The following is a 19,973-nucleotide window of genomic DNA, read 5'->3' as shown; positions in this document are numbered from 1 at the left end:
TTGCACTCTAAGCATAAATGTTTAAAATGCAGCTAACAGATTCATAGGTAAACTTGATTATGCAACAGATGTGGACCGACATTGATGACTATATCAATTCACATTTAATTCCCACAGACCCAAGGCTTCAACATGCATTAGACAACACCGATACTCAGGGGTTTTCTAATCATTTAGCTGTTGCGCCTAATCAAGGCATGTTTTTGCAAATGTTGATTCAGATGAACCAATGCAAACGGGTACTGGAACTGGGAACTTTTGGTGCCTACAGTACTATTTGGCTTGCAAAAGCATTACCTGAAGATGGCTATCTACTCACGGTTGAAGGTCGAGATACCCACGTCATTATTGCTCAGGAAAATATTGATTTTGCCAATATGCCAACCAATATCGAGCTCAAGAAAGGTCGTGGTGCAGATATTATGAAGCAACTCATTGCTGAAGGCAGTGAACCCTTTGATCTAATTTTTATTGATGCAGATAAACAAAGTTATCGTGAATACTTTGAATTAAGCTTAAAGCTTTCTCACTCAGGTACGATTATTGTACTTGATAACGTCATTCGTGCAGGTGCAATCTTAGATGAGAATAATAAGAAGCCTAGTATTGAAGGCATTCGTGAAGCATTCTCAGCATTAAAAGATCATCCTCAACTACTCTCTTGCACAGCTTTACAAACAGTAGGATCTAAAGGGCATGATGGTTTTGCAATTGCAATCGTAAAATAGAGATCAAAAAACAATCTAAAAAAATTATTTATTCAATATCAATACATTATATTTATCTACAATGCTTTTCCATATAGTTATCCACAGTAATTGCGGATAACTATATGGAAGAAAATGAATCACTTAGCTACGAGTAAGGGAACATTGGCATTTCGGAAGATTGTTGTAGTAATACTACCTAGGAAAAACTGATGAATTTTACTATGGCTAAAAGCACCTAAAACAATCAGTTGAATATCATGTTCTCGTTGATATTCAAGAATATTTTGGGCAACATCCCCGTATCGATAAATGGGTATAACATCTAAACCCGCATCTTTTAAATATTTTTCTGGCTCTGCCAGCATTTCTGGATGATCACCGACATAAAGCAAATGACATTGTAATTTTTTCAATAAATCACTTTGTGCTATACGTTGCAGCATTTTTTGACAGGTAGGTGAATACTCATAAGCGAAAATAAAACGTTTCGGTGGTTCAAAATGCTCTCCCACTGTAATCACTGTACAATTCGCGCCGCGTATGAAGTTTTCAACATTGCTACCAATCGGCTTATTCTTTTCTGCTGCTCGTTCACCCACACGGCCAATAATTACTACATCATTTTCTTTCAGAATATTAAAACTCTGTTCAAGAAAGTCTCCCTTTTCTTGAATCTTGGTACTGATTAAACCGTATTGTTTCTCTATAAGTTCTGAAATATGCTTGAGTAAATTATTACTATAATCGAGTGCAAGCTCGCTTTGCTTTTGCTCTAGCTCAGCTAATTCTTTGAGTAACATCGCATTACTTTCAAAACCAATTACGCCACTAATTTCACCTAAATGATAACTTGCGGGATAATAGTCCAGAATTTGCAACAGTACTAATTCTCTTTGAGTTTGCTTAGCAACCCAAACTGCCGCTTCAGCAACAGCATCAATACAGGGTGAAGAATCGATACATGCAATGACACGGTTCATTTTCGCCTCTCTTTAGGTATATACCTTAGGTCTTCTACTTATTTTTAACTTATCACAGATCAAAGTATGGTGGGTTAAATTTATGTATAGAATCTCACGAGCTTTTAATTGATTTTATTCAGTACGATAACGAATCAATCTAGCTGGATTACCTGCCACAATTGCAAAATCTTCTATATTTCTAGTGACCATACTATTCATCCCCACAACCGCATGATGCCCGATTTTCACGCCATCTTTTATTCCAACATGAGCCCCTAACCATACATCTCGTCCAATCTCAATTCCTTTGGAGGTAACAGCTTGTTGGTATATTGGTCGGTCTAAATCCATTCCATGATCAAATGCATATAAATGACTATAAGCTGCTATTCGAACCTGAGCATGTAACTTAATCCCTGCTCGACCACCATCTAAAATACAATGATGATTAATCGCGACTTCGTTACCAATCTTCAAAGGTCCATGTAAAGTACAATCAGCTGCAATAAAGGTATTATCTCCTATGCTGATCTTGCGACCACGCTCAGCAAAAATATGTGCTAAAGGTGAAATGAAACAATTTTTACCGATTTCTATAGTTTCCATTTCCATCAAATACGCTTGATATTCGGCCTGCCATACATCCGCCCACTCTCGATGTTTAGGCTTAAGTGACCAGTACAACCAAGGCATATAATTCAAACGATGCTTGTGCTGTTCTCGATATTTTAATAAAGGATCAGTTGTCATGCTCTTGTTCCTCAATCACTTTCAGTGATTCACGCCCACGTGTCACATCTTGAAGCTTGTTTCTTAAAGGTTCAATTTGATGTACTTGTAATCGTGCTTCAATAAGAACACCCGTTTCAATATAGCTCTCTTGATATTCAATCTGTTGTTGAATCAATTCATATTGGATAATTGCCCATTCATTAAATAGACAAGCAAAACGAATCTGTTTTTTCTCAATCAATTCGATTTTTTCAGCGAGCAATAAACACTGACCTGCACATCCACCATATGCCCTGACCAAACCACCTGTACCAAGCTTAACCCCACCATACCAACGATTGACTAATACAATGATATTGGTTAGATCATTGCCTTCAATGGTGGCAAGAATTGGGCGACCTGCGGTGCCAGAAGGTTCGCCATCGTCATTAAACCGGACATGATGTCCAATTTTCCATGCCCAGCATTGATGTGTAGTTGAAATATCTTTGGTGTGTTCTAGAAAATTTTTAACTTGCTGCTCATTCTCAACAACTGCTGCAATCGCTTGGAAACGACTTTTTTTAATGTCTTCTTCAAAAGTAACTGTATTCGCGATAGTGAAAGGCATAAAACATAAATACAAACCAAAAAGAAATTATAACTTTTCACACGACAATAAAAAACCTCGCTTTACGCGAGGTTTAATCAGAATCAACGTTCACGTAAGGCTTCTTTTGCTTTATTGAATGGTTTTAATAAATAATCCATCACTGTTTTTTCACCCGTACGAATATCAACCGTAGCAACCATACCAGGCGTGATACCAAAGGTTTTTCCTGCCTTATTTTTGAGCTTATCAGAATCTGTGCGAATATAGACACGATAATAAAATTGATCCTGCTTCACTTCATCACGAATCGTATCAGGTGAAATCACCGTCACTTTGCCCTTTAAACCACCATAAATTGAATAATCATAAGCTGTGATTTTTACCAATGCTTCTTGTCCGGGGCGAATAAATGCAATATCTCTTGGAGAAATACGTGCCTCAATTAATAACTTATCTTCCAATGGGACAATCGTCATTAATTTACCATTTTGAGGGATGACCCCGCCCAAAGTCGTAACATCAATTTCTTTTACAATTCCTCGCACTGGGGCTTTAAAAACCGAACGTTGTAAACTATCACTGCGTCCCATAACCACTTGTTGTTGTGTTTGAGTATCCGTATTCGCTTTAGACAACTCCTCTCTTGCCTTCACGTAATACTGATTACGGGTATCGTTCATTTTATTTTGTAAATCATTCGCTTCACGTTTTAATCTTAGTACTTCAACTTCACTTGCTGCGCCTTTAGCAACTAACGGTTCTGTCATGACCAACTCTTGTTGCACAAGCTTAAGTGCTTGTTGAAAACCAGCTAACGACTGTTCCAAATTTTCACGTCGAGAGTAATAAAGTGCTGTTTCTTCCCTAACCAATTTTGGTTCTTTTAAAACTTCTTCAGGAAAAACCAAAGGTGTTCCATTCACTTCTGCACGCAACCGCGCTGCTGTCGCTTGAGCAGAAACAAGAAGTGATTTGGATTCACCAACATTCGAAGCAAAACGTGTTGGATCAAGTTGAGCTAAAACTTCCCCCTTTTGCACAATATCCCCTTCTTGAACATCCAATCTCGTTAAGATACCACCTTCAAGTGATTGAACGATCTGCTCTTTAGAAGATGGAATAACTTTACCTGTTCCTGTTGAAACTTCTTCTAAATTAAACAACCACGCCCAAATTAGAAGTACAAGTAAACCGATTCCTACAATCCATATAACAAAGCTAGAACGCGGTAAATTTGGTTCTTTATAAGTAACATTCATGGGACGGCTATTGGCTTGTTCTAGTTCACTCATGAATTATCCCCTTGCTTAACTTGTTTTTGTTGTAAAGTAGATTGGTTTAATACTTGTTCACGAGGTCCATCCATCACCACTTTGCCATCATTCATGACAATAATACGATCAACCAATTCTAAAACAGCACGGCGATGAGTCGCCACCACTAACGTTCGGTGGGAAAGCCAACCTTTTAAATGATCAATCAATTGTTTCTCAGCAACATCATCAATTGCAGCTGTAGGTTCATCCAACAGTAGAATATTTGGTTGGCGAATAAGTAACCGTGCTAATAATAATGCCTGTCGTTGTCCTCCAGAAAACCCAACGCCTCCTTCTAAAACTAAATGATCTAAACCCTCTTTTTTCTCTTGTACAAAGCTTAAAGCGCCCGTAACTTTTAAGGCTTTTAAAATATCTTCATCACGTGCCAAGGGTGCACCAAGCGTTAAATTCTCACGAATTGTTCCATAGAATAAATGCGCATTTTGGTTCAATAATCCCATATCCCGACGCACATCAGCGGGATCAATTAAACTAATATCCAAGCCATCTAAATGAACTGAGCCATTGGTAGGAAACTGCATCGCCGAGAGAATTTGCAGTAATGTCGACTTACCTGCTCCATTACGTCCTAAAATCGCAATTTTTTCACCCGCTTTAATTTTTAATTGGCGAATTGCTAAGCTAGGTCTTGGGTCTTCTTCAGTATATTGGAACATTACATTTTTAAGTTCATACTCTCCGTTTAAGACTTCTTTATGTACTAAATGAGCTTGATCAGCTTGATCTACAGGTTTTTGCATGAGTTCATCTAGGCTTTTTTTCGCAACTTTGGCTTGTTGTAAACGTCCTAAGATACCCGTAATTTGAGAAATAGGTGCCAACATGCGTGATGATAAAATTGAACAAGCAACAAGAGCACCTGTGGTCATTTCACCATCCATCACCGCAAAACATCCCACCAAAATTACTGCGGCATAAGTCAAACCTTGAATTTTTTGAGTCCATGCAGTTAGAACACCAACAATTTTACGTTGCTGCATACTAATATCCGCGGAAACCTCATTCATATGATTCCACTGATTTTGAAATCGAGATTCTGCACGTAATAATTTAATATCTTCAATGCCTTGAACTGCTTCAACCAAAATTGCATTGCGGATAGAAGATTCACGCATCCCTTCTTGGGCAAGTTGAGCTAATTTAGTTTGTACTAAAATACCAGGTAAGATCATCAATGGGACAACAATGAGCATCACCCAAAATAAGTTACCACCAATAATTGCAAAGATAACCAAGAATAAAAAGAAAAATGGTAAATCAGCAATTGCACCCATGGTTGTAGATGTCACGAGATCACGGACACCTTCAAGCTCGCGAATCTGAGAAATAAATGTTCCTGTTGACTTGGAACGCTCACTATTTTTGATTCTTAAGGCATGACCAAATACACGATCCGAAACACGTAAGTCAGCACGTTTTCCAATAATATCTGACAAATAAACACGCGAAACACGGAGAACAAATTCAAAAATTGCTGCAATAAATACTCCACCCGCAAGTACCCAAAGTGTTGGAATAGATTGGGACGGAACGACCCGATCATACACTTGCATAGAGAAAATGATGGTGGCTAATGCAAGGATATTAGCCATAAGAGAGGCAAACATTATATCGATATAACGCTTCCAATCTTGTAATACAATTGACCAAAACCAGCTTGCTTCATAAGGCTTAATGTATTCATCGATACGTGCATCTGGTACTGATTTTTCTGGTCGAAGGATATAAACACCTTTGACAATATGTTTAAGTGCTCCAACAGCAAATTTTTGCGATAGCCCTTGATCACCACTTAATTGAACACTGACGTTACCTTCTGTATCAGCCTTATCAATAACACCAACTTGACCATCATTCAGTTCAACAATCACGGGTAAACGCCATGGATTGACCACATCATCACTAAACTTAACTTTGCGTAAATGAAGACCAACTTGTCGACACATTAATAATAGAATTTCATCTAAATTTTGATTTTGATTCCAATCAAGTTGCAAACGTACACGTTCTTCAGACGGCTCTATACGATAATGCTTTGCAATCATTAATACCGCTTGCAACCACGGTTGATAATTTATTTTTGTCATCATGGCTGAACTTCAAACCCCTGAATTTGTATATTATTTAAGTCGTAGGCTTGACGCGAACGTCCTGTGGTCGCTATATATTGCGCAATACTGCTATAAATATCGTAACGTGCACTTTCTAACTCAGAATTTGCGCCGTGAATTGCCTGTTCAGCATTTAATAAATCTACAAGTGATCGTGTACCTAATTTATATTGCTCTTGATAAAGTTCTTTTGTTCTCACGGTTGTCGCTTGACGACTCATGAGAACTTGCATTTGTCTTTGTTTATTTTCAATTTGTTCCCGACTCGTCCGAATCTGGTCAAGTACTTGTAGATAGACTGCATTGACTTGAGCTTTAGCAGCCTCTTCAGCAAAGCTAGCCGCTTTAATTTGTGAGGATGTTGCGCCACCTTGATAAAACTGACTGGTCGCTTCCAACATAATGGCACTATCGAAACCTCCCTCTTTATCATTATTTGGGTTTCGACCATGCAAAGCCTGACTCAATTCACCTTTCACAGATAATGTAGGATATCGACTTAATTGTGTTTGCTGTTTCTGCGAACGAGCAACGTCAATTCCTGCTTGCGCAGCAATCATTTGAGGAATGATGTTAAATTGTGGAGCTGAATATAAGTCTGACTGTTGAACCAAATCATCTGGAATCGCCCATTGCACGTTATTTACATCAAACCCAAGTAAAGTATTTAAATGCTGTTGGTATTGGGTAAGTAAAGATTGCTGCGCAATTAAAGCAGACTGAGCAGACTGTAAATAAGACTGTGCTTGTACTGGGTCCGCTTGGCTGCTAATTCCTGCATTTGCTCTTAAATTTGCCATTTCTTGAATCCGTCGAATTCCAGAAATTTGTTGATTCGCAATCTGAATAAGCTTCTGATAACGTTGTATATTAATTATCGTTTGAGCGACATCTAATGAAATATCATCAATTTTAATAAGCACTTTTGCTTGTTCTAATGAAAGTTTTGCCTGTTCCGTGTTGACACCTGATTTCACTTTTCCAAAGTCAAAAAGCATTTGTGTCGCATTTAATGCAAGGATCTGTTGTCCACGAGCTGATTTTTTTGTTAAATCACCAGTGTTAACGCCCCCTGTAATCTGTGGGTAATAGCCTGCTTTTGCAACATCAATATTTGCATTTTGTGCTGCTAAGGTCGCGAGTGTTTGGGAAATTTCTGGATTTCTCTGCACAACTACTTTTACCGCATCTTTTAAAACTTTCAGCTGGCTTTGCCATAAAGCACTTGGAACTGTATCAATCGCATGACTAGCACCAACTACAGGTAATTCAACGTTAGAAGGATTAAACGAAAAATTGCTAAGTCTCTGCATATTCGCAATTTTAAAGTCTTCATTACTTTTTGGTGCAAACAGCTGCGACAAATTATTTTTTAAAGTATGGTACTGTTCACTGGGTGTCTCAGCATGCGTAATCGGTACCGATAAAAGTGCTATAGAAAATAGCCACTTAATATCTCCATATTTTTTCCATGTTCTACTATTGACGTTTATATCTTTCTTTATGCTCATATTCTTTTCATATTATTATCGTTTAAAAGCACAATCATTCTACTCACTTTTTCCAACAAAAAACTATGCTCTTTCAGCTAATTCGGACACACTTAAGTGTTTGTTTTTTGTAAAATAGTTTCGTAATAATGCGCAAACAACAGCATAAAATAAAAGTAAAAATTAATTAAAAATCAATCATCTAAAAATTAAAACCTTTTAGTTTTAAATGCATTAATCACGTATCTATTTATTATTCATAATAATTTTAGATAAAAAAAGAACCAATAAATGGTTCTCTCTTCTCTTGATTGAATTTGATTCAAACAACGAAGTCATCGCCTAGATACACTTTACGTACTTGCTCATTATCTAAAATTTCTTGTGGAGTTCCTTCTGCTATCACAGAACCTTCACTGACAATATAAGCTTTTTCACAAATTGCTAAGGTTTCTCGTACATTATGATCAGTAATTAAAACACCAATTCCTCGACTCTTTAATGTCTGGATAATATCTTTAATATCACCTACAGAAATTGGATCGACGCCTGCAAATGGTTCATCTAATAGCATAAATTTTGGGTCAGCGGCCAAGGCACGAGCAATTTCAGCACGACGACGTTCACCACCAGATACACTCATTCCTAACGAGTCTTTAATATGATTAATTTTAAAATCATTCAATAATTCAGTTAAACGTTGCTGTCTTTGCTGTTTATTTAGATCTTTACGCGTTTCCAAAATTGCCATGATATTTTCGGAAATTGTGAGCTTTCTAAAAATTGATGCTTCTTGTGGTAAATATCCAATACCTTTACGTGCCCGCTCATGCATCGCTAGATCAGATAAATCTAAATTATCTAAATGGATTTCACCCTTATCCATACGAACAAGTCCGACAACCATATAGAAACTTGTGGTTTTACCTGCACCATTTGGTCCAAGTAAACCGACAATTTGACCGCTTTGCATCGTAAATGAAACGTCTTTTACCACCCAACGTTTACTATAGTTTTTAGCTAGGTGTTTAATACATAAAGTTTGTGATTGCTGCACTGATTGATCCATTAATCACGCGCCCCTGGAGAACTCTTAGAACTTGATGGCGGAATAATAATTTGAACTCGATTTGATGAAGAACCTTGCGCCTCTACATCACCTTTGTTCATACTATATTTCAAACTATTACCACGAATACTAGAACCATCTTGATACAGATACGCCTTACCAGTCAAAGTAATAATTCCTGTATCGGCATTATAAACAATGGTCTGCGCTTCACCACGTGCTAAACCTTTTTTAGCATCTATTTGCTGCTGAAATTTTGCCAACTGACCTTTAGCCGTAATCGTTTGTATTTCTTTTTTGCTATTCAATGTCGCAATAATAGAATCAGCCTGAAGCTTCATTGTTCCTTGCTCAATCACAACATTACCCGTATAGGTTGTTACACCTGTTTTATCATTATAGGTTGCACGATCAGCAACCAATGATAACTGTTGGCTACGGTCTGATGGCAAAGCAAAACTTGAAGCCGAAGAAAATACTACAGCGGCAATACAAGTGACTTGTTTTAGGAAAGTGAAACGAAATTTAGAATTAAGAGCTTGGCGCATACTTTCCTCGAATTTTATAGAATTCATATTGACCATTATTCAAATTTGCCTTTAGACCTTGACTAACAAACTCAGAACTTGGCGTTTGTACAGTGACTGAGTGTTGTGTCTCTAATTCTCTGGTTTTTGGATATCCTGTGAGTTCATTAGTATGAAACTCCATTTTCCCCTGATCAGACAATTTAGTTGCAACGACATTGCCTTGTAATATGATCTTTGTATTATCGTCATAGCCTTGTGCTTGTTTTGCATAAAACGTTGCATCAGCCTTACCCTGCTTGTACATCACGGCATTTAATTGATCAAGCTGGGATGTTTTCTGCTGCATATTTTGCTGCAACTGTTTCACCTCAGCCCGAATGTATAAATTACCCTGCTCATCAGTCTGTGTTAAGTGAACACCCTGCGCTGAATAAGTCATATTTTTCGCTGAATCAACATCCAACTTTTTTGCTTTGCCGCTGTAATAATAATAGCCACCACTTAAAGCAGCAATCAAAACAGCGACAACATATAAAACCTTGGTATCCATAAACAGAGTTACCTGACCTTTGGGTAATTCACGCTACTATTAATGTGGTACAGCTAAATATTTTGCAAGTAGCTCTTGGTAAACGCCTTTTGAAAATAAGAGCATATCGCATACTTCACGAACTGCACCACGTCCACCCATCGCTTGAGTGACTAAATTTGCACGACGACGAACTTCTTCATGCCCATTGGGAACAGTAATACTCATGCCAGCAATCGCAAATGCAGATAAATCAGGCCAGTCATCTCCCATATATAAACAATCTTCAGGTAAAATATTTAACTGAGCACATGCTTCACGTAATGCCACACCTTTATCTTCTCGCCCTTGAAAAATAAGATCAACGCCTAAATCTGTCATTCTTTTTTCAACAATATTGCTCTTACGTCCAGTGATAATAATCACTTTCATTCCTGCTTGTTGAACCAATTTCATACCTAAACCATCACGAATATCAAATGATTTAAGTTCATCACCAGAGTTTGTTAAGGTTACAAAGCCATCGCTTAAGATTCCATCCACATCAAGCACTAATGCTTGTAAATGACGTGCTTGTTCTTGTAAAGCATAAGATGCCATGGCTTAATTTACTCCTGCCTGAATAAGGTCATGCATACTAATCACACCAATCACTTTATTGGTATGATCAACAACTACAAATTGGTTAATTTTTTTCTCATGCATTTTTTCCAATGCTTCCACCGCACGGGCTTCTTGAGAAATAGTGAGTGGGTTTTTGGTCATGACTTCAGCAACAGGTAGATTTACATCAAAACCTTGTTGATGATCAATCATTCGACGTAAATCACCATCAGTAAAAATACCTAATAAGATATCGTTCTCATCAACAACCGTGGTAAGACCCAAACGTTTATCTGAGATTTCATATAACACCTTATTCATCGGTGTATCAGGTTTAACTTTGGGTAATTCAACGCCTGTATGCATCAAATGTTTAACATGCAAAAGTAAGCGTTTACCTAATGCCCCTGCTGGATGCGAACGAGCAAAATCATCGGCAGTAAAACCACGTGCTTCCAATAATGCGACGGCTAATGCATCACCTAAAACAAGTGTTGCAGTCGTACTAGACGTTGGTGCTAAACCTAGAGGACAAGCCTCATCCGCCTCACCTAATGTCAATGCAACATCAGCATTCTGTGGCATTGGTCCTTTATCATCACGACTGATAGTAATTAATGGTACGCCTAGATGTTTGATTAAAGGCATGAGCATCATGATTTCATCACTTTTGCCTGAATTTGAAATGGCAATCAGAACATCACCACGCACCAACATACCCAAATCACCATGCCCCGCTTCACCTGGGTGCATAAAAAACGATGGGGTTCCAGTTGATGCAAATGTCGCTGCCATTTTCCGACCGATATGACCTGATTTACCCATACCCGTCACAACAACACGCCCTTTACACTGCAAAAGAATTTCACAGGCACGATCAAAACTTTCATTAATTTGTGTTGCAAGAACTTCTAAGGCTTGTTGCTCAATTCGCAGGGTCTCTAATGCGCTTTTTTGAAAATTTATGGCTTGTGACATATGAGTTTGACCCAGAATAATACGCTATCCACCTGAAGGCAGATGATTTTAATCAAAAGAATGATACAGATTCTAGCATAACTGAAAAATATACACGTTTCTAAATGTAGTAGTTTTCATCGAAAATGAAGAGAGATTGAACTTATGTTAAACAAATCACAGCCGCTATAAATTCGATAGAATTAATCACTAATCTGTAAACTGAATTATTAAATTATTCCCTGTAAACAATATAGATAAATATGAATCGTACTCATTTTATAGATTTTTTAAACTGGCACCGTTTGGAAACAATCGATTAGATTTAAACTGAGCCAATCATGATTAGCGCTCCTCCATTTTTTTCGCCTGATAACTTTATGAAATATGATGCATACGTTATGATGAATAACGATTTTTGTAGAGTGTTTGAAAACCCTTATGCAACCTTTTGTTCTATATAATTCTGAGCAACGTAAAAAAGTTGAATTTGTCCCACGTAAAGAAGGTCAAATCGATATGTATGTCTGTGGTATGACTGTTTATGATTACTGTCATATCGGACACGCTCGAGTTATGGTTGCATTTGATTACATCATCCGCTTCTTACGCAGCCAAGGCTGGAAAGTTCGCTATATTCGCAACATTACTGACATTGATGACAAAATTATTGCGCGTGCCAATGAAAATGGTGAAAGCATCCAACAACTCACAGCACGTTTTATTGATGCAATGAATCAAGATGCGGCTAACTTAGGCTGTACTGAACCTGATGAAGCGCCTAAAGCAACTGAATATATTGATCAGATGCAAAACATGATCAATACACTGGTTGATAAAGGCGCTGCCTACCCCGCTGCCAATGGCGACGTCTATTTTGAAGTAACCAAATTTGATAAATATGGTCGCTTATCAGGTCGTAAATTGGATGATATGCAGGCTGGCGCTTCAGAGCGTGTTGATGTCGAAGTAGACAAGAAACACCCCTTTGACTTTGTTCTTTGGAAACATGCCAAAGAGAATGAACCAGCTTGGGCATCACCTTGGGGCAATGGCCGCCCAGGTTGGCATATTGAATGCTCTGCAATGTCGACTTGCTGCCTTGGCAATCATTTCGACATTCATGGTGGTGGTTCAGATCTCATGTTCCCGCACCATGAAAATGAAATCGCACAAAGTGAAGCATCAACAGGTGAACAATATGTAAATTATTGGATGCATGTTGGTTTTATCAATGTTGATGGCGAGAAAATGTCTAAATCTTTAGGCAACTTCTTTACCATTCGCGATGTCATGGAAAAATTCCATCCCGAAGTGATTCGTTACTTTATTGTCTCATCACATTATCGTAGCCCTGTCAATTTCTCTGATGTTGCATTAAAAGAAGCAAAGACCACACTAAGTCGTTTTTATCATTCATTTAAAGCTTATCAGCAAGTTTATGGTCAAAAAACAGTTGAAACTTTAGCGCAAGATCTTGTTGAACGCTTCAACAGTGCAATGCGTGATGACTTTAATACTGCGGAAGCAATCGCAGTACTATTTGAAATCAATAAAGAATTAAATCGTGCGGTTAAAGAAGAACAGGCTGAACAAGCAACTATTCTTTATTCAACGCTACGTTATCTGACGAACATTCTTGGTCTAGTGCAACATGATGTTGAAGATTTTTTAAAGTCTGATATTGGTCAAGAAGCACTTAATCTCTCTGATACAGAAATTGAAGATTTTATTCAACAACGTGTTGATGCGAAAAAGGCTAAAGATTTTGCAAAAGCCGATAGTATTCGTCAGTCTTTACTCGATCAAGGTGTCGTTTTAGAAGATACTCGCCAAGGCACAATTTGGCGACGTGCTGATTAATTCAACACTCAGTAACATAGAGAGTTGACAGTTGAATGAAACTCTCTATAATGCGTCCTATTGCGGGAATAGCTCAGTTGGTAGAGCATAACCTTGCCAAGGTTGGGGTCGCGAGTTCGAGTCTCGTTTCCCGCTCCAAAATTTAAAAAGCCTTTATCTAACGATAAAGGCTTTTTTATATTTAAAATTTACTGTTTTCTAAAATTTTAATACTTTGCAATAAGTAGGTTAAATAATCAATTTAAATTCTGCCATTTATAGATTTACCAAAGGTTAAATAACTCTTACATACTGTCACTACCCTTTCTCCTTAAAATCCCATAGTTTAAATAACAATATTTTCAAAAAAGAGTTTAATACCAAATGAAAAAGTCAATTATTGCAATTTCTCTAGCTTCTCTTGTATTAGTCGCTTGTAGTAAAACTGAAAATAAAAAAGTTGAAGAGCAAACACCAGCTACAACTGAAGCTGTATCAGAAGCAACTGTAGCTGATACTGCACATACTGCTGAAAATGCATTAGATTGGAATGGCACATATAAAGGCATACTCCCTTGTGCAGATTGTGAAGGTATTAAAACCGAACTAGAACTTAATTCAGATAAAACTTATGAGATTAAAGAAACGTATCTTGGTAAGGGTGATGGCAAACCATTTGAAAGCAAGGGTAATTTCCAATTCGATAGCAAAAATTCATCTATTATTGAATTAGATAAAGCTGGTGATAGCCGTAAATATTTTGTTGCTGAGGGTTATTTAAAAGCATTAGATATGGATGGTAAAGAAATTACTGGTGATTTGGCTGATAAATATCAACTCAAAAAAGAAGCTGAATAATCTTTTTAAATTTTAAATGCTCGCTGTTGCGAGCATTTTTATGATTAAAATAAAAAACCCTGCTTAAGCAGGGTTTTTTTGAATCAATCGAGGCTTAGTGAGCAGCGAATTGGTTCATTGTGTTTTTAGCATCATCGTGCGCTTTAAGAGCGTTGTCACCAGAGAAGATTTCTTTGTGATCATCACCGATGTCCGAACCAGCCATTGCTTGGTGTTTAACACAAGCAATACCACCACGGATTTCTTTACGTTGTACGCCAGCAACATAAGCCAACATACCTTCAGAACCGAAGTAACCTTGTGCAAGCTCATGAGTAGAAAGAGCAGCAGTGTGGTAAGTCGGAAGTGTGATCAAGTGATGGAACACACCAGCTTCACGAGCAGCATCTGCTTGGAATGTACGGATCTTAGCGTCTGCATCAGCAGCTAATTCAGTAGCATCGTACTCAGCGCTCATTAATTTAGCACGGTCGTAAGCAGAAACGTCTTTACCTTCAGCAACCCAACGATCGTAAGCTTGTTGACGGAAGTTTAATGTCCAGTTGAATGATGGGCTATTGTTATAAACAAGCTTAGCATTTGGAACTGTTTCACGTACACGGTTAACCATGTGAGCGATTTCTTCAACGTTTGGAGTCGCAGTTTCGATCCAAAGAAGGTCAGCACCATTTTGAAGGCTAGATACACAGTCAAGTACAACACGGTCAATTTGAGTGTCAGCACGGAACTGATATAAACCAGAAGCTAAACGCTTAGGACGGTGTAATTTACCATTACGTTTGATCAAGATTTCATCTTCTTGAGCATCAGCAATGTCAATTTCAGTTGTTTCTAAGTAGCTGATGTATTGAGAAGCGATGTCGCCTGGCTCTTTAACCACTGGGATTTTTTGAGTCAAGTCAGCGCCTTCAGAGTCAGTACGCGCAACGATGATACCATCATCAAGACCCATTTCTAAGAATGCATAACGTAATGCATGGATTTTAGCGATGAAGTCTTCGTGCGGAACAGTTACTTTACCAGCTTGGTGACCACATTGTTTCGCATCAGATACTTGGTTTTCGATTTGAAGCGCACAAGCACCAGCTTCGATCATTTTCTTAGCAAGTAAGTAAGTCGCTTCTTCGTTACCGAAACCAGCGTCGATGTCAGCAATAATTGGCACAACGTGAGTTTGGAAACCATCGATTTGAGCAGTGATTTCAGCAGCTTTAGCAGTGTCACCAGCTTCTTGAGCTTTTTTAAGAGCGCGGAATAAATCGTTTAATTCTTTCGCGTCAGCTTGACGTAAGAAAGTATAGATTTCTTCGATTAATGCAGGAACAGAAGTTTTTTCGTGCATAGATTGGTCAGGAAGTGGACCAAATTCTGAACGAAGTGCAGCAACCATCCAACCAGAAAGGTAGATATAGCGACGTTCAGTAGTACCGAAGTATTTTTTGTTCGCAATCATTTTTTGTTGAGCGATGAAACCGTGCCAGCAACCTAATGATTGAGTATATTTGCTAGAGTCAGCATCATAAGCAGCCATATCACGACGCATAATCGCAGCTGTATATTTAGCAATATCTAAACCAGTTTTGAAACGGTTTTGCATTTGCATACGAGCAGCATCTTCTGGGCTAATATCGCGCCAAGTGTCGCCGAATTTTGCTTTTAATTCGCGGATTGCATCAATCGCTGTTAAATATGTAGACATGATATATTCCTTTAGAGGGATTGGCATCGAATGATCGCAAAAAACCATGCTTTTATAGTCTAGATTTTAAGCACTTCATCAACATGTTGCACAGCTTAGTCTGTGCAAACAGATTAATCCAATATTCTTGGTTAATTTTCAGTATTTATTTATGAAATATACAGATAAAACGATATAGAATATTCAAAATAACAAACCAAGACTTTGATATATAAATATTTTTAAAAATAAAATTCATCATAAATTATTCATTAAACAATCTAACTCGTATTATTTCTATACATTTAAAACAACTATCCAATACCAAAACATATGAATGAATAAAGCGACAAAATGCAGAAATGGCTATAGTGTTTTTTTATATATTGAATATCATTTCCCGATGATAATGAATCTGTTACAAGCTTATTCAAATTTAATAAGAGCAAACCATTCAACTATTTGCTATACCTTTTATCTCGTTTTAAGTTACACAAACGGCTTTAGTTATGTCATAATTCATCACAATTCAAAAATTTTATTTTCGGTATTTTTTTTATGAATCTGGAGCGGGTTGATCTCAATTTATTAATTTATCTTGATGTACTTCTTCGTGAAAAAAATGTCACACGTGCTGCAGAACAACTGGGTGTCACTCAGCCCGCAATGAGTAATATTTTACGTCGCTTACGTAATTTATTTAACGACCCTCTGCTCATTCGTTCTTCTGAAGGAATGACACCAACTGAGCGTGCACTCGAATTACAACCACGTATTCGTGATGCATTATCAGATTTGTCGATGATTCTCGAACCACGCACCGAATTTAGACCTTATACCAGTACGCGCGTTTTTCGCATAATGACTTCCGATTATGCTGAAGCAACGCTTGTACCGCGTCTTGTAAAAGCACTTCGCTCTGAAGCGCCAAATGTTGTACTGGACTTCTTAACTCCAAGTGATGTCTCTTATCGAGATATGGAGCAAGGCAAAGTTGATCTAGCCATTAACCGCTTCAATGAAATCCCACAAAGCTTCCATCAAGTTTTGGTATGGCGCGATAGTTTTAGCTGTATTTTAAATGATAAACACCCTGCCGTAACCCATCTCAACCTTAAAAGCTATTTAGATGCTCAACATATTTGGGTTTCTAAAACAGGTATGGGCGTTGGCTTTGGTGTAAATCCAGATAAACAAGCAGGACTTGGTTGGATTGACCAAGCTTTGGAACGAATTGGTCAACGTCGTAAGATTTCAGTTTTTACTCGCCACTATCAAATGCCTGCACTTTTAGCACAAAATGTTGATCTGATTGCAACATTGCCAACACGTATGGCACGTTTGCAAGCACAAAATCCTCGTCTTCTTATTAAAGACCCTCCTTTTTACATTCCAGAATTTGAGCTTAAAATGGCTTGGTGTCCATTGCTACACCATCATCCAGCACATCGTTGGTTAAGACAACTTATCCTCTTTGTAGCACGCCAAATGATTGAAGAAGAAAATCGTGAGTTTCTTTTAAATAATTCACAATTTTCACAATACTAAAATATTGCTTTGTAACAATATGATTTCCTCTACGGATATGCTTGTTTCATAAGCAAAATTGTTATACTGAGGTAATACCCAATTACCTCTCTTCTTTTTTTATGTTACAACATATTCATAATAAACGATGAACCACAGGTGATGTGTGAGTCTCTTCCAAAATATTATTATCATTATTCTGCTCATTACTGCTGCAGGTTTTCTCTCGCTCACTGAAATTGCACTTGCTGGCGCACGAAAAGTTAAATTAAAAATTTTGGCTGAATCTGGTGAAATTCGAGCACAAAAAGTTTTAGATTTACAGGAACAATCTGCGGACTTTTTTGCAGCTTCTCAAATCGGTTTAAATGCTGTTGCTATCTTAGGCGGTATTTTAGGTGAAGCAGCTTTTCGCCCATTTTTTGTAGAAATGCTTAAACAGTTTTATGTGGGGCCTTGGCTAGAAACGATTGGTTTTGCTTTATCTTTCACTTTAGTAACCTCCCTTTTTATTTTGTTCGCGGATCTAATGCCAAAACGTTTGGCAATGATCGCTCCAGAAAAAATTTCCATTAGCGTTATTGAGCCTATTCAAGTTTTTATCAAAATTTGTAAGCCTCTAGCTTGGGGAATCAATGCAATTGCAAACTTGTTGTTCCGATTATTTAAAGTAAATACCATTCGTGATGACAATATTACGTTTGATGATATTTCTGCGGTTATGGATGCGGGAGCACAAGCTGGTGTATTACAAAAACAAGAACACCATTTCATTGAAAATGTTTTTGAACTCGAAGAACGCACAGTACCATCAAGTATGACCACACGTGAAAATGTGGTTTATTTCACTTTAAAAGAAAATGAGAACAGTATTCGCCAGAAATTAGCCGAATATCCTTACTCCAAGTTTTTAGTTTGTAATGAACAAATTGACCAAGTCATTGGTTATGTTGATACCAAAGACATTTTGGTCCGTATCTTAAACAATCAATCTCTCCTTCAGCTTAATGAATCAACAATCCGTACTGTTCTTATTATTCCAGATACATTAACACTTTCAGAATTATTAGATCGCTTCCGTTCAACCAAAGAAAAATTTGCGGTCGTTATTAATGAATATGCCTTGGTGGTTGGTGTAATTACTCTCAGCGACATCATGATTACTGTGATGGGTGATTGGGTAACACCAATGGAAGAAGATCAACAAATTATTAAGCGTGATAACCACTCATGGCTGATTGATGGTAGCACCCCAATTGAAGATGTGAAACATGTATTGGAAATTGAAGAATTTCCTGAAAATGAAAATTATGAAACGATTGCTGGTTTCATCATGTATCGTTTACGCAAAATTCCACGTCCAGCTGATGCAGTAGAATATGCGGGTTTTAAGTTTGAAGTAGTTGATATTGACCATTATAAAATCGATCAATTACTAGTCACTCAAATTATTCCCAGCTTAGAAAATGAACTGCCGTCAACAACAACTGAATAACTCATAAAAAATTAAGCCCTTTTAAGGGCTTAATTTATCTGGTCAAAAACCAAACTAGAATCACCAATATGATGAAAATCAAAATAAAGATTTGGATTCCGCCACGACTGCGTTGGGCTAACTGTTCCTGAATTAGCGCTTGCTCTTGTGGATGCTCTTTTAAATATCGTTCGACCAAGTCTTTGGATTCTTTCAACCCAAGACCTGTTTTCTCACGAGTAATTTTGATTGCATCTATCAACTGACCTGCTCTTAAAGCGTCTAGAGCCTCACGTGGCATCTCTATATTCAAACTCATAAATTTAACATCCTTGTTATTTATAATAATTTATTTGATTTATAGAAAATTTAATTTCCACCATATAGTGAAATTAATTGATCTAATGTAGCTTGATAATGAATTGCTATGTCTTCTGATAGGATTTTATACGCATTATCGAACTGAACCATTGGCCATCCTTCTTTCCAAAATGGGAAGATGTTATGCAGATCATGAGTTACTATTGAATCTTCACGCACAATTGCTTGAGCAACCTGAGACAGAACTTGAGCTGTTTCAGCCCCATCAATCGCAAGATAATCAATACCTCGCACTTTCAAAATACGAATACGATCTTTCTTATAACGAATTTTTTTAGCTTGTCCAGAATTTAAACCTAATGCAAGTGTTACTGCTTCTACAAACTTATCTTCAAAACTTGTATTCAGTACAACCAAAGCTTGCTTGTGGGCTTCTTGACGCCCGGCCTTCCCCCCATTACGGATGATTTCGTTCGCTTCTGCATCAAGCTTATCTTTTTTCATAGACTGTAAAATGTCTAAAATTTCGATATCGCTTAAATATTCAGGAGTTTGCTCAGTCATGGGAGTCCTTAGACAATAATTCAAAGAACTATTGTCTCATAAAAGACATTTCAAAACAGAATAAAAAAATATCAGCTCGATATA

Annotated in this window: 19 protein-coding genes and 1 tRNA gene; 6 read left to right on the top strand and 14 right to left on the bottom strand. The window is 37.5% G+C overall.

The window, feature by feature from the left end; genetic code table 11:
- Window positions 1–59: 59 nt before the first annotated feature.
- Entirely contained in the window at window positions 60–728 is a 669-nt protein-coding gene (locus tag AAV96_RS13630; RefSeq protein ID WP_004663011.1) for an O-methyltransferase, read from the top strand.
- Window positions 729–847: 119 nt separating this feature from the next.
- Here the strand turns inward: AAV96_RS13630 and AAV96_RS13625 are convergent, their stop codons facing one another.
- The 11 genes from AAV96_RS13625 to AAV96_RS13575 all read right to left on the bottom strand — a co-directional run bounded on the left by AAV96_RS13625 (window position 848) and on the right by AAV96_RS13575 (window position 11,646).
- Complete coding sequence (locus AAV96_RS13625; RefSeq protein ID WP_004663013.1) at window positions 848–1,690, bottom strand: universal stress protein; 843 nt, start codon at window positions 1,688–1,690, stop codon at window positions 848–850.
- 114 nt (window positions 1,691–1,804) lie between these two features.
- Window positions 1,805–2,422, bottom strand: coding sequence for an acyltransferase (locus AAV96_RS13620; RefSeq protein ID WP_046739684.1), 618 nt, complete (start codon window positions 2,420–2,422; stop codon window positions 1,805–1,807).
- Complete coding sequence (locus tag AAV96_RS13615) at window positions 2,412–3,014, bottom strand: IMPACT family protein (RefSeq protein ID WP_046739683.1); 603 nt, start codon at window positions 3,012–3,014, stop codon at window positions 2,412–2,414. Before AAV96_RS13615 ends, AAV96_RS13620 begins: the two co-directional genes overlap by 11 nt.
- An 83-nt stretch (window positions 3,015–3,097) precedes the next feature.
- Window positions 3,098–4,288 carry an HlyD family type I secretion periplasmic adaptor subunit gene (locus AAV96_RS13610; protein WP_005217271.1) on the bottom strand — a complete coding sequence of 397 codons (1,191 nt, stop codon included), beginning with the start codon at window positions 4,286–4,288 and terminating at the stop codon, window positions 3,098–3,100.
- Entirely contained in the window at window positions 4,285–6,426 is a 2,142-nt protein-coding gene (locus AAV96_RS13605; protein WP_004663020.1) for a type I secretion system permease/ATPase, read from the bottom strand. The genes AAV96_RS13610 and AAV96_RS13605 overlap by 4 nt, the downstream gene beginning before the upstream one ends.
- On the bottom strand, window positions 6,423–7,958 hold the full coding sequence (locus tag AAV96_RS13600; RefSeq protein WP_046739682.1) for a TolC family protein: 1,536 nt from the start codon (window positions 7,956–7,958) through the stop codon (window positions 6,423–6,425). The genes AAV96_RS13605 and AAV96_RS13600 overlap by 4 nt, the downstream gene beginning before the upstream one ends.
- A gap of 301 nt (window positions 7,959–8,259) precedes the next feature.
- Complete coding sequence (lptB, locus tag AAV96_RS13595; RefSeq protein WP_004663024.1) at window positions 8,260–9,006, bottom strand: LPS export ABC transporter ATP-binding protein; 747 nt, start codon at window positions 9,004–9,006, stop codon at window positions 8,260–8,262.
- Window positions 9,006–9,554, bottom strand: coding sequence for a lipopolysaccharide transport periplasmic protein LptA (gene lptA / locus AAV96_RS13590; RefSeq protein WP_004663026.1), 549 nt, complete (start codon window positions 9,552–9,554; stop codon window positions 9,006–9,008). Before lptA ends, lptB begins: the two co-directional genes overlap by 1 nt.
- On the bottom strand, window positions 9,538–10,086 hold the full coding sequence (gene lptC / locus AAV96_RS13585; RefSeq protein ID WP_005217281.1) for an LPS export ABC transporter periplasmic protein LptC: 549 nt from the start codon (window positions 10,084–10,086) through the stop codon (window positions 9,538–9,540). Before lptC ends, lptA begins: the two co-directional genes overlap by 17 nt.
- A 39-nt stretch (window positions 10,087–10,125) precedes the next feature.
- Entirely contained in the window at window positions 10,126–10,665 is a 540-nt protein-coding gene (locus AAV96_RS13580; RefSeq protein ID WP_046739681.1) for a KdsC family phosphatase, read from the bottom strand.
- Window positions 10,666–10,668: 3 nt separating this feature from the next.
- Entirely contained in the window at window positions 10,669–11,646 is a 978-nt protein-coding gene (locus AAV96_RS13575; protein WP_046739680.1) for a KpsF/GutQ family sugar-phosphate isomerase, read from the bottom strand.
- 420 nt (window positions 11,647–12,066) lie between these two features.
- Here AAV96_RS13575 and cysS point away from each other — a divergent pair, with 420 nt between their 5' ends.
- The 3 genes from cysS to AAV96_RS13560 all read left to right on the top strand — a co-directional run bounded on the left by cysS (window position 12,067) and on the right by AAV96_RS13560 (window position 14,325).
- Entirely contained in the window at window positions 12,067–13,488 is a 1,422-nt protein-coding gene (gene cysS / locus AAV96_RS13570) for a cysteine--tRNA ligase (RefSeq protein WP_046739679.1), read from the top strand.
- Window positions 13,489–13,550: 62 nt separating this feature from the next.
- Window positions 13,551–13,626: transfer RNA gene (locus AAV96_RS13565), tRNA-Gly, on the top strand.
- A gap of 225 nt (window positions 13,627–13,851) precedes the next feature.
- Window positions 13,852–14,325: a copper resistance protein NlpE gene (locus AAV96_RS13560; RefSeq protein WP_004663035.1), complete on the top strand. Its 474-nt coding sequence runs from the start codon at window positions 13,852–13,854 to the stop codon at window positions 14,323–14,325.
- A 94-nt stretch (window positions 14,326–14,419) separates the two neighbouring features.
- On the opposite strand, the gene AAV96_RS13555 is transcribed toward AAV96_RS13560, so the two are convergent.
- Window positions 14,420–16,024 carry an isocitrate lyase gene (locus AAV96_RS13555; protein WP_005217288.1) on the bottom strand — a complete coding sequence of 535 codons (1,605 nt, stop codon included), beginning with the start codon at window positions 16,022–16,024 and terminating at the stop codon, window positions 14,420–14,422.
- 537 nt (window positions 16,025–16,561) lie between these two features.
- Between AAV96_RS13555 and AAV96_RS13550 the strand changes: the two genes are divergently transcribed.
- Together AAV96_RS13550 and AAV96_RS13545 are read left to right on the top strand one after the other, a co-directional pair.
- The gene (locus AAV96_RS13550) at window positions 16,562–17,551 is read left to right on the top strand and encodes a LysR family transcriptional regulator (RefSeq protein WP_004663040.1); all 990 of its coding nucleotides are present in this window, start codon (window positions 16,562–16,564) and stop codon (window positions 17,549–17,551) included.
- A gap of 145 nt (window positions 17,552–17,696) precedes the next feature.
- The gene (locus AAV96_RS13545; protein WP_046739678.1) at window positions 17,697–19,025 is read left to right on the top strand and encodes a hemolysin family protein; all 1,329 of its coding nucleotides are present in this window, start codon (window positions 17,697–17,699) and stop codon (window positions 19,023–19,025) included.
- 34 nt (window positions 19,026–19,059) lie between these two features.
- Here AAV96_RS13545 and AAV96_RS13540 read toward each other — a convergent pair whose 3' ends face one another.
- Complete coding sequence (locus tag AAV96_RS13540) at window positions 19,060–19,323, bottom strand: ribosomal protein L7/L12 (protein ID WP_004663044.1); 264 nt, start codon at window positions 19,321–19,323, stop codon at window positions 19,060–19,062.
- A 50-nt stretch (window positions 19,324–19,373) separates the two neighbouring features.
- Window positions 19,374–19,889, bottom strand: coding sequence for a hypothetical protein (locus tag AAV96_RS13535; protein WP_046739677.1), 516 nt, complete (start codon window positions 19,887–19,889; stop codon window positions 19,374–19,376).
- Between the last annotated feature and the right edge of the window lie 84 nt (window positions 19,890–19,973).

Origin of the sequence: Acinetobacter sp. AG1 (assembly GCF_001005525.1) — a bacterium.
In the GTDB taxonomy this organism is placed as follows: Bacteria; Pseudomonadota; Gammaproteobacteria; order Pseudomonadales; family Moraxellaceae; genus Acinetobacter; species Acinetobacter modestus.
Note: the sequence above shows the minus strand (reverse complement) of the source record. Positions and strands in the feature narration are given on the sequence as shown.

What these genes read in the sequence shown, in the direction of transcription:
- AAV96_RS13580 (WP_046739681.1), bottom strand. Translation starts at nt 10,665, where the DNA reads ATGGCATCTTATGCTTTACAAGAACAAGCACGTCATTTACAAGCATTA.
- AAV96_RS13605 (WP_004663020.1), bottom strand. Translation starts at nt 6,426, where the DNA reads ATGATGACAAAAATAAATTATCAACCGTGGTTGCAAGCGGTATTAATG.
- AAV96_RS13575 (WP_046739680.1), bottom strand. Translation starts at nt 11,646, where the DNA reads ATGTCACAAGCCATAAATTTTCAAAAAAGCGCATTAGAGACCCTGCGA.
- lptA (WP_004663026.1), bottom strand. Translation starts at nt 9,554, where the DNA reads ATGCGCCAAGCTCTTAATTCTAAATTTCGTTTCACTTTCCTAAAACAA.
- AAV96_RS13600 (WP_046739682.1), bottom strand. Translation starts at nt 7,958, where the DNA reads ATGAGCATAAAGAAAGATATAAACGTCAATAGTAGAACATGGAAAAAA.
- lptB (WP_004663024.1), bottom strand. Translation starts at nt 9,006, where the DNA reads ATGGATCAATCAGTGCAGCAATCACAAACTTTATGTATTAAACACCTA.
- AAV96_RS13560 (WP_004663035.1), top strand. Translation starts at nt 13,852, where the DNA reads ATGAAAAAGTCAATTATTGCAATTTCTCTAGCTTCTCTTGTATTAGTC.
- lptC (WP_005217281.1), bottom strand. Translation starts at nt 10,086, where the DNA reads ATGGATACCAAGGTTTTATATGTTGTCGCTGTTTTGATTGCTGCTTTA.
- AAV96_RS13615 (WP_046739683.1), bottom strand. Translation starts at nt 3,014, where the DNA reads ATGCCTTTCACTATCGCGAATACAGTTACTTTTGAAGAAGACATTAAA.
- AAV96_RS13610 (WP_005217271.1), bottom strand. Translation starts at nt 4,288, where the DNA reads ATGAGTGAACTAGAACAAGCCAATAGCCGTCCCATGAATGTTACTTAT.
- AAV96_RS13620 (WP_046739684.1), bottom strand. Translation starts at nt 2,422, where the DNA reads ATGACAACTGATCCTTTATTAAAATATCGAGAACAGCACAAGCATCGT.
- AAV96_RS13630 (WP_004663011.1), top strand. Translation starts at nt 60, where the DNA reads ATGCAACAGATGTGGACCGACATTGATGACTATATCAATTCACATTTA.
- AAV96_RS13535 (WP_046739677.1), bottom strand. Translation starts at nt 19,889, where the DNA reads ATGACTGAGCAAACTCCTGAATATTTAAGCGATATCGAAATTTTAGAC.
- AAV96_RS13540 (WP_004663044.1), bottom strand. Translation starts at nt 19,323, where the DNA reads ATGAGTTTGAATATAGAGATGCCACGTGAGGCTCTAGACGCTTTAAGA.
- AAV96_RS13555 (WP_005217288.1), bottom strand. Translation starts at nt 16,024, where the DNA reads ATGTCTACATATTTAACAGCGATTGATGCAATCCGCGAATTAAAAGCA.
- cysS (WP_046739679.1), top strand. Translation starts at nt 12,067, where the DNA reads ATGCAACCTTTTGTTCTATATAATTCTGAGCAACGTAAAAAAGTTGAA.
- AAV96_RS13550 (WP_004663040.1), top strand. Translation starts at nt 16,562, where the DNA reads ATGAATCTGGAGCGGGTTGATCTCAATTTATTAATTTATCTTGATGTA.
- AAV96_RS13625 (WP_004663013.1), bottom strand. Translation starts at nt 1,690, where the DNA reads ATGAACCGTGTCATTGCATGTATCGATTCTTCACCCTGTATTGATGCT.